The organism is Salinicoccus sp. Marseille-QA3875 (assembly GCF_054950095.1).
On record NZ_CM143103.1, the window covers coordinates 1,398,332 to 1,412,392 of the forward strand.

At 42.8% G+C, this 14,061-nt stretch carries 16 protein-coding genes; 8 read left to right on the forward strand and 8 right to left on the reverse strand.

The annotated features are described in order from the left end of the window. Positions 1–3: 3 nt before the first annotated feature. The 6 genes from ACY8DT_RS07115 to ACY8DT_RS07140 form a co-directional block, all read right to left on the reverse strand. Positions 4–846, reverse strand: coding sequence for a fumarate hydratase (locus ACY8DT_RS07115; protein ID WP_462419639.1), 843 nt, complete (start codon positions 844–846; stop codon positions 4–6). A gap of 18 nt (positions 847–864) precedes the next feature. Next, positions 865–1,386 (reverse strand): MaoC family dehydratase, encoded by a 522-nt coding sequence (locus ACY8DT_RS07120; RefSeq protein ID WP_462419640.1) that lies wholly within the window; start codon positions 1,384–1,386, stop codon positions 865–867. Positions 1,387–1,405: 19 nt separating this feature from the next. Next, positions 1,406–2,554 (reverse strand): CaiB/BaiF CoA transferase family protein, encoded by a 1,149-nt coding sequence (locus ACY8DT_RS07125; protein WP_462419641.1) that lies wholly within the window; start codon positions 2,552–2,554, stop codon positions 1,406–1,408. A gap of 24 nt (positions 2,555–2,578) precedes the next feature. Beyond that, the gene (locus ACY8DT_RS07130; protein ID WP_462419642.1) at positions 2,579–3,421 is read right to left on the reverse strand and encodes an HpcH/HpaI aldolase/citrate lyase family protein; all 843 of its coding nucleotides are present in this window, start codon (positions 3,419–3,421) and stop codon (positions 2,579–2,581) included. Positions 3,422–3,538: 117 nt separating this feature from the next. Beyond that, positions 3,539–4,192 (reverse strand): GntR family transcriptional regulator, encoded by a 654-nt coding sequence (locus tag ACY8DT_RS07135; RefSeq protein ID WP_462419643.1) that lies wholly within the window; start codon positions 4,190–4,192, stop codon positions 3,539–3,541. 42 nt (positions 4,193–4,234) lie between these two features. Next, positions 4,235–5,587, reverse strand: a complete 1,353-nt coding sequence (locus ACY8DT_RS07140) for an MmgE/PrpD family protein (protein WP_462419644.1) — start codon at positions 5,585–5,587, stop codon at positions 4,235–4,237. Positions 5,588–5,764: 177 nt separating this feature from the next. Between ACY8DT_RS07140 and ACY8DT_RS07145 the strand changes: the two genes are divergently transcribed. Both ACY8DT_RS07145 and ACY8DT_RS07150 read left to right on the forward strand, forming a co-directional pair. Beyond that, the gene (locus tag ACY8DT_RS07145) at positions 5,765–6,241 is read left to right on the forward strand and encodes a nucleoside deaminase (protein WP_462419645.1); all 477 of its coding nucleotides are present in this window, start codon (positions 5,765–5,767) and stop codon (positions 6,239–6,241) included. Beyond that, complete coding sequence (locus tag ACY8DT_RS07150; RefSeq protein WP_462419646.1) at positions 6,238–7,158, forward strand: DMT family transporter; 921 nt, start codon at positions 6,238–6,240, stop codon at positions 7,156–7,158. The genes ACY8DT_RS07145 and ACY8DT_RS07150 overlap by 4 nt, the downstream gene beginning before the upstream one ends. Positions 7,159–7,175: 17 nt before the next feature. Here ACY8DT_RS07150 and ACY8DT_RS07155 read toward each other — a convergent pair whose 3' ends face one another. Both ACY8DT_RS07155 and ACY8DT_RS07160 read right to left on the reverse strand, forming a co-directional pair. Beyond that, positions 7,176–7,853, reverse strand: a complete 678-nt coding sequence (locus tag ACY8DT_RS07155) for an RluA family pseudouridine synthase (protein ID WP_462419647.1) — start codon at positions 7,851–7,853, stop codon at positions 7,176–7,178. A gap of 89 nt (positions 7,854–7,942) precedes the next feature. Continuing rightward, entirely contained in the window at positions 7,943–8,620 is a 678-nt protein-coding gene (locus tag ACY8DT_RS07160; RefSeq protein ID WP_462419648.1) for a pseudouridine synthase, read from the reverse strand. Between the two features lie 119 nt (positions 8,621–8,739). On the opposite strand from ACY8DT_RS07160, the gene ACY8DT_RS07165 reads away from it, so the two are divergent. From ACY8DT_RS07165 to ACY8DT_RS07190, 6 genes are all read left to right on the forward strand, one after another. Next, entirely contained in the window at positions 8,740–9,651 is a 912-nt protein-coding gene (locus tag ACY8DT_RS07165; RefSeq protein WP_462419649.1) for an arsenic resistance protein, read from the forward strand. A 126-nt stretch (positions 9,652–9,777) separates the two neighbouring features. Next, positions 9,778–10,497: a 5-oxoprolinase subunit PxpB gene (gene pxpB, locus ACY8DT_RS07170; RefSeq protein ID WP_462419650.1), complete on the forward strand. Its 720-nt coding sequence runs from the start codon at positions 9,778–9,780 to the stop codon at positions 10,495–10,497. Next, positions 10,497–11,483 carry a 5-oxoprolinase subunit C family protein gene (locus tag ACY8DT_RS07175; protein ID WP_462419651.1) on the forward strand — a complete coding sequence of 329 codons (987 nt, stop codon included), beginning with the start codon at positions 10,497–10,499 and terminating at the stop codon, positions 11,481–11,483. The genes pxpB and ACY8DT_RS07175 overlap by 1 nt, the downstream gene beginning before the upstream one ends. Positions 11,484–11,485: 2 nt before the next feature. Then, positions 11,486–11,914 (forward strand): acetyl-CoA carboxylase biotin carboxyl carrier protein, encoded by a 429-nt coding sequence (locus tag ACY8DT_RS07180; protein WP_462419652.1) that lies wholly within the window; start codon positions 11,486–11,488, stop codon positions 11,912–11,914. 1 nt (position 11,915) lies between these two features. Then, a complete protein-coding gene (gene accC, locus ACY8DT_RS07185; protein ID WP_462419653.1) occupies positions 11,916–13,265 on the forward strand; it encodes an acetyl-CoA carboxylase biotin carboxylase subunit in 1,350 nt (449 codons plus the stop codon). 10 nt (positions 13,266–13,275) lie between these two features. Then, positions 13,276–14,034, forward strand: coding sequence for a LamB/YcsF family protein (locus ACY8DT_RS07190; protein WP_462419654.1), 759 nt, complete (start codon positions 13,276–13,278; stop codon positions 14,032–14,034). Positions 14,035–14,061 lie beyond the last annotated feature (27 nt).

The window sequence follows — 14,061 nt, forward strand, 5'->3', positions numbered from 1 at the left end:
TCCTCAAATGACGAAATGTTTGTGTCTGCTTGCGTGGCAGTTCAAGTTGACAGCAACAGGAAGCGCTGCAATATGACACGGTGCGGTTTCAATCTTGATGTCAAGAGCCGTCGTATCTCCCCCGAGACCTTGTGGCCCGATTCCCAGTTTGTTAACTTCTTTATGAATTTCTTTCTCGAGGTCTGCAATATTTTCATCCGGATTTCTTTCCCCGACAGGGCGAAACAAAGATTTCTTGGCCAAATAAGGTGCCACTTCAAAGTTGCCGCCGATGCCTATACCGACGACTAACGGCGGGCAGGCATTGGGTCCCGCTTCTTTCACCGTCTGTATAATAAAATCCTTGACGCCGTTTAATCCGGCAGATGGTGTGAGCATCTTCATCGCACTCATATTTTCAGCTCCGCCGCCTTTTGCGGACATCTGGACTTCAAGAGCATCTCCTTCGACCAATTCGATATGAATGACTGAAGGTGTGTTATCCCCTGTATTTTTACGGCTGATCGGATCATCGACGATGGAGTATCTTAAGTAGCCTTCGTCATAACCTGTTCTGACGCCTTCGTTTATCGCATCTTCAAGGCTCCCGCCTGTAATGTGGCAGTCCTGCCCGAGCTTGACCAGAAACACTGAAACACCCGTATCCTGACACATCGGCACACGGTTTGATGTAGCGATGCCGGCATTTTCAATCAGCTGGTTCAATATGCTTTTGCCGGCTTCCGAGGATTCGGTTTTGACAGATTCCCTGAATGCATTGACGACATCTTCACCGAGGTCGAAATTTGCTTCCTGGCAGATTCTTGAAACTTCATCGACGATGTCCTGATACTGGATTTCTTTCATCTGTCTGCCTCCATTCAATTATTCGCTTTGACTTTTAAGTACTTTTTCGAGCAGTTCATTTTCCTGGTTTGGTGCATGTGCTTTTTTATAGACCATCATTGTTCTGTCAAAGGAAATGATCACTTCTGCACGCTGGTTATAGCCGTATGTTTTGACGTTGACGATACCGACATTCGGACGGGATTTTGATTCGCGCAGTCCGGTCACTTCAGAATATGAATAGATCGTGTCGCCTTCAAATACCGGCTTAGGGAGCTTGATGTTATCCCAGCCGAGATTGGCCATGGCATTTTGTGAAATGTCGGTCACCGACTGTCCGGTTACAAGTGCCAGAGTGAAAGTCGAGTCCACCAAAGGTTTACCAAAATCTGTTTTCTCAGAATAATAATCATCAAAATGAATCGGGTTTGTATTCTGGGTTAATAATGTCATATAGATATTGTCTGTTTTTGTAACAGTCCTGCCCAGTGGATGGGGATATATATCCCCTTCTGTAAAATCTTCGAAGTAACGTCCGGTCCAGCCTTCTTGTACACTCATTCAAATACCTCCTGTTGTTTTATGATTGAGATGAAATCCCCAGTTCTTCCAATATTTTTTCTGTATGTTCGCCAAGCCCGGGCACATTCTTCATTACCGGATCATAATCTTTTGAAGTGACCGGTGGCAGAAGTGAAGCGATACTTCCTTCCGGCGTTTCTATTTCCCTCCAGCGGTTTCTCGCTTTCAGCTGTGGATGATTAAAGAAATCTTTCATGTTATTTAACCTGGCATTGGCAATCTTCGCATTTTCCACCCTGTCGATGACGACATCGGAAGTCAGTTCCGAGAATGCTTCTTCAATGATGTCTTTCAGTTCCTCCCTGTTTTCAGAGCGTAAGTAATTTGCATTAAAACGCTCGTCCTGAGACAAAGCTTCATCATTTAAAACTTCTTTACAGAACTGGGCCCATTCCCTCTCATTCTGCAAACCGATAAATACTGTTTTATCGTCTCCGCATTTGAACGGTCCGTATGGGTAGATGGTGGAATGGCTGGCACCTGCCCGGCTGGGTTCTTTACCGCCGTATTGGGCGTAATAGGCAGGGTATCCCATCCACTCACCCAAAGCTTCGAGCATTGACACTTCAAGGACGGTGCCCCTGCCTGTTTTCATGCGGTTCATCAATGCCGTCAGTACGCCGGTATATGCATACATTCCGGCTGCGATATCAGCGATGGATATACCGGCTTTGGAGGGCTCATCTTCAGTACCTGTGACAGAGACTAGACCGGCCTCACACTGGACCAATAAGTCATATGCTTTTTTCTGTTCATACGGCCCGCCTTTGCCGTAGCCGGACAGGCTGCAAACGATAAGTTCAGGGTGTTCTTCGACCATTTCATCAGGAACGAGTCCCATTCGTTCAATGGCACCCGGAGCCAGGTTCTGTATAAAGACATCGGCTTTTTCAAGCAGTTTTGAAAGTACTTCTTTATCATTTTTATCTTTTAAATTTAAGGTTATTGATTCCTTGGACCGGTTGGTCCAGACAAAATGGCTCGACATACCATTTACCGTCGTATCGTAGCCTCTGGCAAAATCTCCGACTCCAGGCCTTTCGACTTTGATGACTCTGGCCCCTAAATCAGCCAGCTGCCTTGTGGCAAAAGGCACTGCAATGGCCTGCTCCAAAGAAACAACAGTAACACCTTCAAGTGGTAACATTAAATTCCTCCTATATAAAATCGCTTACATTTCCAATAATTTTTTTGCCCGCTCATAAACGGGCGGGTCTATCATTTTGCCGTCAACCTCGATTGCACCATCGCCATCATCGATTGATGCCTTGAATGCGTCAACTATTTTTTCAGCCTCTTCGATTTCTGAAGAGGTAGGTGCATACACCTTATTGACGGTTTCTATCTGTTTTGGATGGATGACCAGCCGGCCCTGAAAACCGAAGCCTCTGCTCAGTTCTGATGCTTCTTTAAGACCCTCCTCATCGTTGAAGTCGGTGTATACCGAATCTACCGGCTGGTTGATTTCTGCTGCACTGGACGCTGCAACGAGAGTGGATCTGGCATGCATCAAAGATTGATTGCTGTCGCCTGGTATTCCCAGATCCAGCATATAGTCCTCTGCACCAAATGCCATCGCCTCGATACGTTTACATGCTGAAGCGATATCGAGAGCATTTAATAGTCCTGAACTTGTTTCTATAAGCGGTACAATTTTAATATGATTTAATTTCAGATTGTTCTGCTTTTCAAAAGTAGTAATCAGATAATCGAGTATTTTTATATCATCTGTATTATTAGTCTTGGGCAAAATGATTCCATCAAGATTTTCATTGACAAGTGCTCTTATATCATCGATAAAAAATGTACTGTTCACTTCATTTACTCTTACATATTTTTTTGATGAAATATCTTTATTATTCAACCATGGTTTTATTTTTTCCCTGGCTTGATCTTTTTCTTCGATAACGACACTGTCTTCCAAATCGAAGATGATTGTGTCAGCTTTCAGTTCTGGTGCTTTAGCCAGAAATTTTTCTTTACTGCCGGGTATGAAGAACCAGCTCTTATCCATTTACCATCACCTAAACTTCTCCTTTTTCAGGATATTGTTGATTGGATACAATTCTAGTGTAAAAGAACTCTGTTTATTTGTAAACAGAATTTTTAGAATTTATAAACTTATTTAATATTATTTTAAATGCAGCAGTGGTATCAAGTCTGTGTGCGTGCGGCTGATGTGATCAGCATATTCTTTACATGCTGCTTTGATATCCTGTTCTTTTACAGCATCCAGAATTTTTGAATGTTCAACATTTGATTTTTCAATCTGGTCGGGAATCACATATGGCGTATCTTTTGCTATGCCGTGGGAAACCCTTGCCATCAAGCCGTGGAGACGTTTGCTTTTCGCCCCTGACAACGAAAGGTTATGGAATTGGTTGTTCAAGTCCACGTATGTTTCGATATCAGTTGTCTGCAGCATTTTCTTATGAAGATTTTCAAGCTGCATTATGTCTTCCAAAGTCAAATTTGGAATGCTTCTCTCCAGAGTGAAAGGCTCTAATATTGTGCGCAGTTCATATATTTCATTGATATCATCCATTGTCAGAGAGTTGACGACCGCGCCTTTATGAGGTTCAAGAGTGACGAGCCCTTCCATTTCAAGTGTTTTTAATGCTTCACGCACAGGCATCCTGCTGACGCCGAGCTGGTCTGCAATATCAGCCTGGACAAGCCTTTCATCAGGTTTTAATTCTCCCTTTAAAATTGCCTGTCTCAAAATTGTTGTTACTGAATTCGGGAGTACTTCCCTTGCAACAGCTTTGAATTTCATACCTATCATCCTTTTTCTCCATATATAAGTGAAAAATATATAGAGACTATACTATTTTACTGTGACATTATAGGGGAAAAGCGTGCCTAAGTCATCAATATCTTCCAAAGAGAGAATATTGTTTGCAACTTCTTTTGCCTGCTCTTTATCAATGTCTTTTGAAAGGACCATGAATTTATTATAAAGATCTTCTTTAGTTACATTATTTTCAGGGTCTCCTTTAGGATATTCAGTAGCGAGTTCTATCGTTTCACCGTTTTTTAAATGAACTTTGACATTGGAGCCCCATTTTTCAGGATACGCCTGGTTCACTTCATCGTCTGTAAAAATATTGACCCTGTCCATCAGGTTTCTGACTTCTTCATCCCATAAGTTTTCTTCAGTGAATGTATCCAGATTGCCGTTCTTTTTAACGAGTGCAAGTGCTGTACAGTACTGTAAACTGAATTTACCCTGGTAGACCGTCTGCGGATTATCATTGTCAGTAATGTTGATCGCAACATCGTAAGTGCCGACTTCGATCTTTTCGACATCATCAACGTCTATATTCTGCTGCTTCGCCAAATCTGATACGAGATCCATCGCATGGTGGGTGTGTCTGCATGAAGCATGAATTTTAAATGAGTTTTCCATGATTTTAAATTCCTTGCCAAGACCGCCGGTAATTTTATTGGCGTCATACTCATCACTCATCGCTTCAAAGAAACCGCGTCTGCCTTCCAAAATTTTAGAAGCGGCAGTAAAGTCTTTTTCTGAAAGCATGCTCGAAATCACACCATTCATTGCAGCTTTTCCAGGGTGGAGCTGCTTGGACATTGCGCCGTCTTCGATAAATTCCCACAAGCCTGCAGCCTGTGTGCCTGCACTGCCAAGTGAGTATACTGTCTGTTCGACTGAAAGATTTAACAGTTTGGCAACCGCTGCTGCAGAACCGAAAGTTCCGCAGGTTGCCGTATTATGCCAGTAATAATAATGTGAAGGTGACACAGCTTCACCAATTCTGAAGCAGATTTCATAACCGACGACGACTGCTGTAATCAAATCTTTTCCGTCTAATTCCTTCCATTCACCGACAGCGAGTGCTGCAGGAATGACGACTGTTGCAGCATGAACGATGGAACTCTTGTGAATGTCATCCTGTTCAACGATATGGCTCGCTGCGCCATTCAGCAAAGCGGCATTTGTAACAGAAGATTTACCGCCATTGATCAATGATGCCTGCTCGTTGCCTCCGAGCATATCAACTAAATCTTCTACTTTCTTAATCGGTTCCGTGTCTTTGCCTGCGATCGCAGAACTGAAATAATCCAAAATGCACAGTTTAGTAAACTCAATGACATCTTCAGGGATGTCATCATATGTTGTTTCAACAACATATTCTGCTAACTCTTTACTTAAAGACAATACATCCGACCTCCTTAGTCATGTTAAAGCCATTATATTGGATACAATAGCCAAAATCAATTCATTTCAGAAAAATCTGTTAATTAATTTGTAAAGATTACAGTTTAATGGATGACGTTACGGTAAGCGCAAGTGATAATTTGTTATAGTATTCTTAAATGAGTGAGGAGGATGATCATGATAACAATTCAAGATAGAAAATACTTGCAGAGATGTGTTGAACTTGCGGCTGATGCTTTTGAGAAAGGGAACTCCCCTTTTGGTTCAATTCTGGTTTCCAAAGACGGTGACGTTTTATTTGAAGACCACAACAGAGATGCTGAAGGGGATAACACTCGCCACCCGGAATTTGAAATTGCAAAATGGGCAGTCAATAATTTAACTGAAGATGAAAGGAAAGAGGCTGTTGTATATACTTCCGGAGAGCATTGTTCAATGTGTGCTTCCGCCCATGGGTTGGTCGGTCTCGGCAGAATCGTGTATGCAAGTTCCAGTAAACAGTTGAAAGAGTGGCAAAAGGATCTCGGTGTAGAGTCAGGTTTATTAAAAGGATTGGCCATCCCTGAAGTTTTAAACGGGATTCAGGTGGACGGGCCGGATGAAGAGCTGGCAGAAGAAGTGAAGGAACTTCAATATAAATATCATGAAAGATGAGGAATAATATGAATGTGATGACGAACAGGCAAAAAGGAATTGTTCTGGCAATTGTCGGGGCATTTTTCTGGGGCGTCGGCGGTGCAGCTTCCGATTACCTGTTTACATTTAAAAATATATCGGTGGATTGGTTTGTCACTGCCAGGCTGCTGATCAGTGGTGTATTTCTACTGATTGTCCACCGTTTCATGTCCAGGGAGATCCCTGTTTTCAGTATTTTCAAAGAAAAGTTTGTCGTTACACGTCTCGTTATTTTCAGCATACTCGGGATGCTGCTTGTCCAGTATTCATACATGGCTTCAATAGATTACGGTAATGCTGCAATCGCTACTCTGCTTCAGTATATCGCTCCTGTCTATATCATCATCTGGTATGTATCGAAAGGTCAGGACCGGATAAAACCATTCGATATTCTGGCGATAACATTAACGTTGACGGGTACATTTCTGCTGCTCACAAATGGCTCCTTTGCCAGCTTGTCCGTACCGATGCCAAGCGTTATCTGGGGTATCATCTCTGGACTGTCACTTGCCTTTTATACTATATACGCAAGACAGCTGCTCATGCGTTTTCCTTCTATATTGGTTGTTGGCTGGGCGATGATAATTGCAGGAGTTGTAATGAATTTCATCCATCCGCTGTGGGATGTGGATCTCGGTGCGATGGATGTGATGACAGTACTCGTACTTTTGTTCGGAATTTTTGCAGGCACAGCAATAGCGTTCTGGTTTTTTATAAAGAGCCTGGAATATATTACAGCAAAAGAGACAACATTGTTCGGTACCGTCGAACCGCTTGCCGCCATTGTTGCGAGTGTGCTCTGGCTGAATGTTTCTTTCCAGGGCTGGCAGCTTATCGGCATGTTTTTAATACTGGTGCTGATTACAATGCTGTCTCTTAAAAAGCAAAGTGAATAGTTGAATGAAAAACTTATTTAAAAGAATCTGTCCCACGGCATTTTATCCGGCGGCGGGCATTCTACTGAGACCATCTCATCCTTGGTAGGATGTTTGACTTCCAGGGTATGTGCCCAGAGCGCGATCTGCTGGCCGACTTTGTTGGAGTGCCGGCCGTATTTCTGATCGCCGTACAAAACATTGCCGGCGTTGGCGAGCTGAACCCGGATTTGATGGGAACGGCCGGTCTCAAGTTGTATTTCGAGAAGGGACAGGTTATTCTTTTTATCCGTGTCCAGCACTTTATAGTGCAGGATTGCTTTTTTAGCCTCTTTTTTATTTTTATCAACAACATTTACCGTATTATTTTTACGGTTTTTATGCAGATGATCTGTCAGTGTTTTTTCGGCTGCAGACATACGGCCCCGTACTACTGCTTTATATTTTCTTACAATCTTATTCTGTCTCAGCTGATCGGATAATCTGGAAGCAGCTTTGGAAGTTTTGGCGAATACGATTGCCCCGCCCACGGGGCGGTCTAGGCGGTGAACGAGGCCGAGATAGACATTTCCGGGTTTATTTTCATTTTCTTTAATATAGCCCTTCAGTATATTTAGCAGGTCCGGATCTCCTGAAGCATCTTCCTGGACCGGTATATTGACAGGTTTTTCCACGATCAACAGATGATTATCCTCATACAAAATATTAATGTTCATGGTGAATTCTCCTTTTTTACATCTTCATAACATAATACTATACTATCAAGTGATTTATATGAAAATGTAATGAGAAAACGGCTCTCTGATCAATAGAAAGTGTTCCATGGAATCTCATCAGGTGGTGTAGATTCTACAGTAACAGTCTCATCTTTATCAGGATGTTCTACATTGACCTCATATGACCAGAGCGCAATCGGCTGGCCGACTTTGTTATAGTGCTGTCCATAGTTCGTATCACCGTGCAGAACATTGCCGACATTGGCAAGCTGCACTCTGATGTGGTATGAATAGCCCTTTTCCATTTCGATTTCCATGAGCGTCAGATCGTTCGTTTCATCCCGGTCGATGACTTTATAGTGGAGCACTCCTTTTATCGCTTTTTCATTATCTTCCCCTGTGATACTGAACAAATTATTTTCTGTATTTTTAAGAAGGTGGTCGGTTAAAGTATCCTCCGCCCTCGGCATCTTTCCGCGCACGATTGCTCTGTACATTCTCTTCACTCTGCTGTTTTCAAGCTCTTGTGATAAGTGAGAAGCAGTCTCGGCAGTTTTGGCAAATACAGCTGCGCCGCCTATCGGGCTTTCCAGCACCTCATCAGCCTCAGGATGTAAATCGTCACTCTCTGCGTCACTTTTTTTAATATGTTCTTTCAGCGCCTTCAGCAGCTCTTCACCTTCTGTGCCTTCCATATATGAGGGAATAATTGCGGATTTTTCAACAACCAGCATATGGTCATCCTCATATAAAATATTTGTCTCCATGGGAGCACTCTCCTTTACTCTTTTTTACTTTTATATCAGTATTAAATAAGTTCCCTGTTTCATGATTTTATAACATGACAGTAATATTTTAAGTCATTATATACGAAGGATGATTAAAAGTGTTAGATCGATTGTCTCCTGTTTTAATATTAATTATGATGGTCACTGCACTTTTCATAGGACAGTATGAAATGATATCCGATGTACTCGGCTCATTGGTCGTCCCATTATTAATGGTGTTATTATTTTTAATATTTCTTGATGTTCCGTTCAGAGATATTCCAGTATCCATAAAAAACTATAAATTTAATTTTATATCACTGGCTATAAATTTCATATGGACACCCATTTTGGCATATTTATTAGGGTACATATTTTTAGCAGATCAGCCTGTACTCTGGCTGGGGCTTGTCATGCTGCTTGTGACGCCATGTACAGACTGGTATATAATATTTACGAATATTGCCAAAGGCAATACGGCTTTATCCACAACGATTCTGCCAATAAACTTCATCCTGCAGATTATTCTACTGCCTGTTTATATATATTTGTTTTTCGGTGTTTTTGAATGGGTGTCTTTCAATGTTGTGTTCCAGATGATGTTGACGCTGATGATACCGCTTGGCCTTGCAATACTTGTAAAGCTGATATTTCCAGGGGAATATTTAAGCCGGCTGTCATCCCTGAGCCCTATTATCCTGAGTATGGCAGTACTCTCCATATTTGCATCTGAAAGAGATACCCTTTTTAATAATTTAAATTTGCTTCAAATAATACTGATACCGATACTACTCTTTTTTGTCATCACTTTTTTTATCAGCAATTTTGCAGCCAGAATACTCGAATTCAACTATCGTGATACAGTCAGCCTGGTCATGACGACTATGGCCAGGAACTCGCCACTCGCACTGGCAATTGCGGTGGTGGTTTTTGATGATATGCCGATTATCACACTGGCGCTGATCATCGGTCCGTTGATTGAAATACCGATACTCGCAGTTACGAGTAAGGTGATGCAGTTGAAAATTTAAAGGGACTGTTCTCACAGAACAAGTCCCTTTAAATTTGCCCTGAATTTTCAACGCATATTTATAATATACAGAATAGTGTGATAGAATTAGGACGCTATAAAAAGGTCTTCAAAAAGGAGGAAACCAGTGGATATAAAAAGGTACTCCGAGAATTCTGTAACCGTTTATCTTGGGGATGAAATCAGTGAAGCTACAAATAAAAAGCTGGTACATTTGAAAAATGAATTGGAGAAAATGAAGATTGCCGGAGTAACGGAAATAGTCATATCCTATACCAGTTTAATTATTTACTATGACATCTTTAAAACAACCGGTAAAGATGTTGAAAGTACTTTAGAGGGAATCAATCTGGACAGATTGGAAGCGCAGTCTTTTGAATATAAACTGGTCGAAATTCCAGTCTGTTACGGCGGGGAATATGGTCCGGATCTGGAGCGGTTTGATGACAATGGATTATCTCCGGAAGAAGTCATTGAACTTCACAGCGATACGGAATATTTAGTCTATATGCTTGGATTCATGCCGGGTTTTCCGTATCTGGGCGGTCTGGATGAGAAGTTATTCAAGGCACGTCTCGATAACCCAAGAACAAGCATACCTGCTGGTTCAGTCGGGATAGGCGGAAAGCAGACAGGCATGTATCCGTTTACGTCACCGGGCGGCTGGAATCTTCTCGGCCGCACCCCGATACCTTTATTTGATGAAAAAAGGGAACCGCAAATTTTATATGAAGCAGGCGACAGAATCATCTATAAGTCCATTGATGAAGAAGAGTATGAACAGCTCAAAAAGCAAGTGGACAATAATGACTATGAAGTGAAAATTACGACCAGGGAGGCGGAATAATGACTTTTAAAGTGTTAGATCCAGGGCTGTTTTCGACAATCCAGGATGCGGGCCGTTTTTCTTATCAGGCCTTTGGATTCTCCCCTTCAGGAGTGTTGGATTACAGAGCCCATAAATTGGCCAACCGTCTTCTTGGAAATGAAGATAATGCAGCGGTGCTCGAGATGACATTGCAGGGTGTTGCACTGGAAGCCGGGAAAGATACTGTCATTTCAACATCGGGTGCCAAAGCAGCGATAACAATCGGCGGTAATACTTATGATCACGGCACTGCAATTAAAGTGATGAAAGGTGAAACCTTAAAGATAGGCAAGTGTGAAGATGGATCAAGAACATATCTGGCGGTTTCAGGCGGGTTTGATGTCCCGGAGATACTGGGCAGCAGATCGACTCATACGAGAAGCGGCATCGGCGGTTTTAAAGGCCGCACTTTAAAAAGTGGAGATGTTTTAAAATCGGCCGGCGGTGATTTTACAAATAAGCTCAAAAAAATCAAATCATTTGAAAGCGATGATGATATTCATATTATACCGGGACAGCAATACGACCGCTTTGAGGAAGAGGTGCAGGAGAAACTATTCAACTCAGAATATACAATTACAAAAGACAGTGACCGCATGGGAATCCGTTTAAACGGAGCTGAGCTGCAAACTGATGCAGGGCATGATGTGCTCAGCGAACCCACCCAGCTTGGCAGTATCCAGGTGCCTAAAAATGGACAGCCCATCATTTTACTTAATGACAGACAGACTGCCGGCGGCTACGTGCGTATCGCGACTGTAGCTCTTGCCGACATTCCCAAACTCGTACAAAAATCACACGGCGAAAAACTCAGGTTTAAAAAGATTGATGTAGATGATGCAACAGAGCTCTATAAAGAAGAGCTACGAAGGATTGACGCTGATGAGTATTTTGAGCCAGTGACCGGCTTCACTTCAATCAGGCGTCAAACTTCATTAAAAATATCAAAACTGATGGGGGTATAGCGATGGATATTAATAAAGTGAAAGAGCTTATAAAATTATTCAAAGATGAAGAGCTCACAAAACTGAAGATTGAAGAAGAAAGCATGAAGATTCACATTGAAAAAGAAAGTGTGGTCCAAACATCTGCGCCGAGTACCGAAGGCGGCCAAAGAGAAAATGAAGCTGACTCAGAAGACTCCGGTCTGCTGGAAATCAAAGCACCTCAGGTCGGTACATTCTATCTTCAAAAAGAAGAAGGTTCAGAGGAGAATTTTGTGAACACAGGTGACAGTGTTAAAAAAGGTGATCAAGTCGGTATCATTGAAGCAATGAAAGTATTCAACGATGTCAATTCCGACTATTCAGGTGTCATCGAAGAGATTTTTGCAGCAAATGGTGACTCGGTTGAGTATGACCAGGTGCTGATGACCGTCCGCAAAGAGGGTGAATGATATGAAGAAGGTTCTGATTGCAAACCGCGGCGAAATAGCCGTAAGGATCATACGGACGTTAAGGGAAATGAACATAAGAAGTGTCGCTGTTTATTCCACTGCGGATAAAGACAGTCTTCACGTCTCACTCGCTGATGAAGCTTATTGTATCGGGCCGGCTAAAAGTAATGAGAGTTACTTGAACATCAACCGTATACTCGCCGCCGCAAAAATCAGCAGTGCAGATGCCATCCACCCCGGGTATGGATTTTTATCGGAAACGCCCGATTTTGCGAAGCGCTGTGAGGATAACGATATTATTTTCATCGGCCCCACTTCAGAGATCATGAAAAAGATGGGAGACAAGGCTGAAGCCCGCAGTACGATGAAAGAAGCCGGCGTGCCGGTAATTCCAGGAAGTGAGGGCGTAATCGACAGCCTGGATGAAATGAAAGAAGTGATTGAAGCCATCGGTTATCCTATAGTGATCAAAGCCGTCTCCGGCGGCGGCGGTAAAGGGATGCGCTTTGTCCATGACGAAGAATCTCTCGAAAAAAGTTACAAGGAAGCAAAAAAAGAAGCGAAGAACGCATTTGATGATGACCGGATTTATGTCGAGAAGTACATTCCCAGAGCGAGACATATTGAAGTGCAGGTCGTCGGCGACGGTAAGGGTGGCGCAGTTCACCTATATGAAAGAGACTGCTCAATCCAGAGGAATAACCAGAAGCTGATTGAAGAAGCACCGGCCCATATATTATCTTCCGATTCCAGGGCATTTATCACTGAAACGACACGGGATGCCATTGCAGAGCTTAATTACGGCGGAGCCGGCACAGTTGAATATCTGTATATCGAAGAGGAAGATAAGTTTTATTTCATCGAGATGAACACCCGGGTGCAGGTTGAACATACGGTCACTGAGGAAATCACAGGAGTGGACATCGTCCGGCTGCAGGTGGAAGTGGCACTGTTCAATGAATTGAATATTACTCAGGAAGATATCAACATTGACGGTTTTGCAATTGAAACCCGGATTAATGCAGAAGACCCTGAAAAGAATTTCCAGCCTGCGCCCGGCCAGATTGAACTGCTGCATTTTTCCCTGGGGCGCAATGTCCGTGTAGATACTGCGGTATATCCGGGTTATAAAATCCCGCCAAACTATGATTCAATGATTGCCAAAGTGATTGTCAGCGGCACAGACAGGCAGGAAGCGATCATTAAGATGACGCAGGTGTTGGATGAAACGGTCATCGGTCCGCTTAAAACAAACCTCGATTTTCAGTATTATCTTATGCAGCATCCGAATTACATTAATAATATAGTGGATATCAAGTTTTTAGCGCGCAATAAAATCATTGAGGACTAGGAGGATAATGATGCATACAGTAGATTTGAATGCAGATTTAGGAGAGAGCTTCGGCAATTATACGATTGGAAACGATGATGAAATCATTCCTTTAATATCATCAGCGAATGTGGCCTGCGGTTTTCACGCCAGTGACCCGAGCGTCATGATAAAAACAGTTGAAATGATTAAAGAAAGCGGCAGCACAGGCCTTGGCGCCCACCCGGGATTCCCGGATATGATGGGTTTCGGCAGACGTTTTATGGACTTGACCATGAAAGAAGTCAGGGCGATCATGCTGTATCAGCTCGGGGCTTTGGACGGCATCGCCAAGACATACGGTGCGGAACTTAACCATGTCAAACCGCACGGAGCATTGTATAACGCGACATTCACGGATTATGAATTGTCACTGGCAATCGCAAACGCCGTGAAAGAGTACAATCCAAAGTTGAAATTAATGGGACTGAGCAATCAAAACCTGGTCAAAGCAGGCAAGGAGGCAGGGCTTGAAGTACGGCATGAGGTCTTTGCCGACCGGGCTTATGAAGATGACGGCACACTGGTTTCCAGAAGAAAAGAAGGTGCGATGATTACAGACACGGCTCAGGCAGTGAAAAGAGTCGTTAAAATGATCAAAGAAAACAAGGTGGAAAGCATTGACGGCAATTTGATAGATATTCAGGCTGACAGCATCTGCGTTCACGGAGACGGGGAAAAAGCGCTGGATTTTATTAAAGAAATACGTAAAGCGTTTGAAGAAAATGATATTAAAATAGAAACGATGTAAATATCACTTCATATGGGGGGGAAAACA

Excerpts from the sequence above, each read along its gene's own strand:
- ACY8DT_RS07160 (WP_462419648.1), bottom strand. The coding sequence starts at position 8,620 with ATGGAGACAAATATTTTATATGAGGATGACCATATGCTGGTTGTTGAA.
- ACY8DT_RS07180 (WP_462419652.1), top strand. The coding sequence starts at position 11,486 with ATGGATATTAATAAAGTGAAAGAGCTTATAAAATTATTCAAAGATGAA.
- ACY8DT_RS07135 (WP_462419643.1), bottom strand. The coding sequence starts at position 4,192 with ATGATAGGTATGAAATTCAAAGCTGTTGCAAGGGAAGTACTCCCGAAT.
- ACY8DT_RS07115 (WP_462419639.1), bottom strand. The coding sequence starts at position 846 with ATGAAAGAAATCCAGTATCAGGACATCGTCGATGAAGTTTCAAGAATC.
- ACY8DT_RS07155 (WP_462419647.1), bottom strand. The coding sequence starts at position 7,853 with ATGAACATTAATATTTTGTATGAGGATAATCATCTGTTGATCGTGGAA.
- ACY8DT_RS07120 (WP_462419640.1), bottom strand. The coding sequence starts at position 1,386 with ATGAGTGTACAAGAAGGCTGGACCGGACGTTACTTCGAAGATTTTACA.
- accC (WP_462419653.1), top strand. The coding sequence starts at position 11,916 with ATGAAGAAGGTTCTGATTGCAAACCGCGGCGAAATAGCCGTAAGGATC.
- ACY8DT_RS07145 (WP_462419645.1), top strand. The coding sequence starts at position 5,765 with ATGATAACAATTCAAGATAGAAAATACTTGCAGAGATGTGTTGAACTT.
- ACY8DT_RS07130 (WP_462419642.1), bottom strand. The coding sequence starts at position 3,421 with ATGGATAAGAGCTGGTTCTTCATACCCGGCAGTAAAGAAAAATTTCTG.
- ACY8DT_RS07175 (WP_462419651.1), top strand. The coding sequence starts at position 10,497 with ATGACTTTTAAAGTGTTAGATCCAGGGCTGTTTTCGACAATCCAGGAT.
- ACY8DT_RS07150 (WP_462419646.1), top strand. The coding sequence starts at position 6,238 with ATGAGGAATAATATGAATGTGATGACGAACAGGCAAAAAGGAATTGTT.
- ACY8DT_RS07190 (WP_462419654.1), top strand. The coding sequence starts at position 13,276 with ATGCATACAGTAGATTTGAATGCAGATTTAGGAGAGAGCTTCGGCAAT.
- ACY8DT_RS07125 (WP_462419641.1), bottom strand. The coding sequence starts at position 2,554 with ATGTTACCACTTGAAGGTGTTACTGTTGTTTCTTTGGAGCAGGCCATT.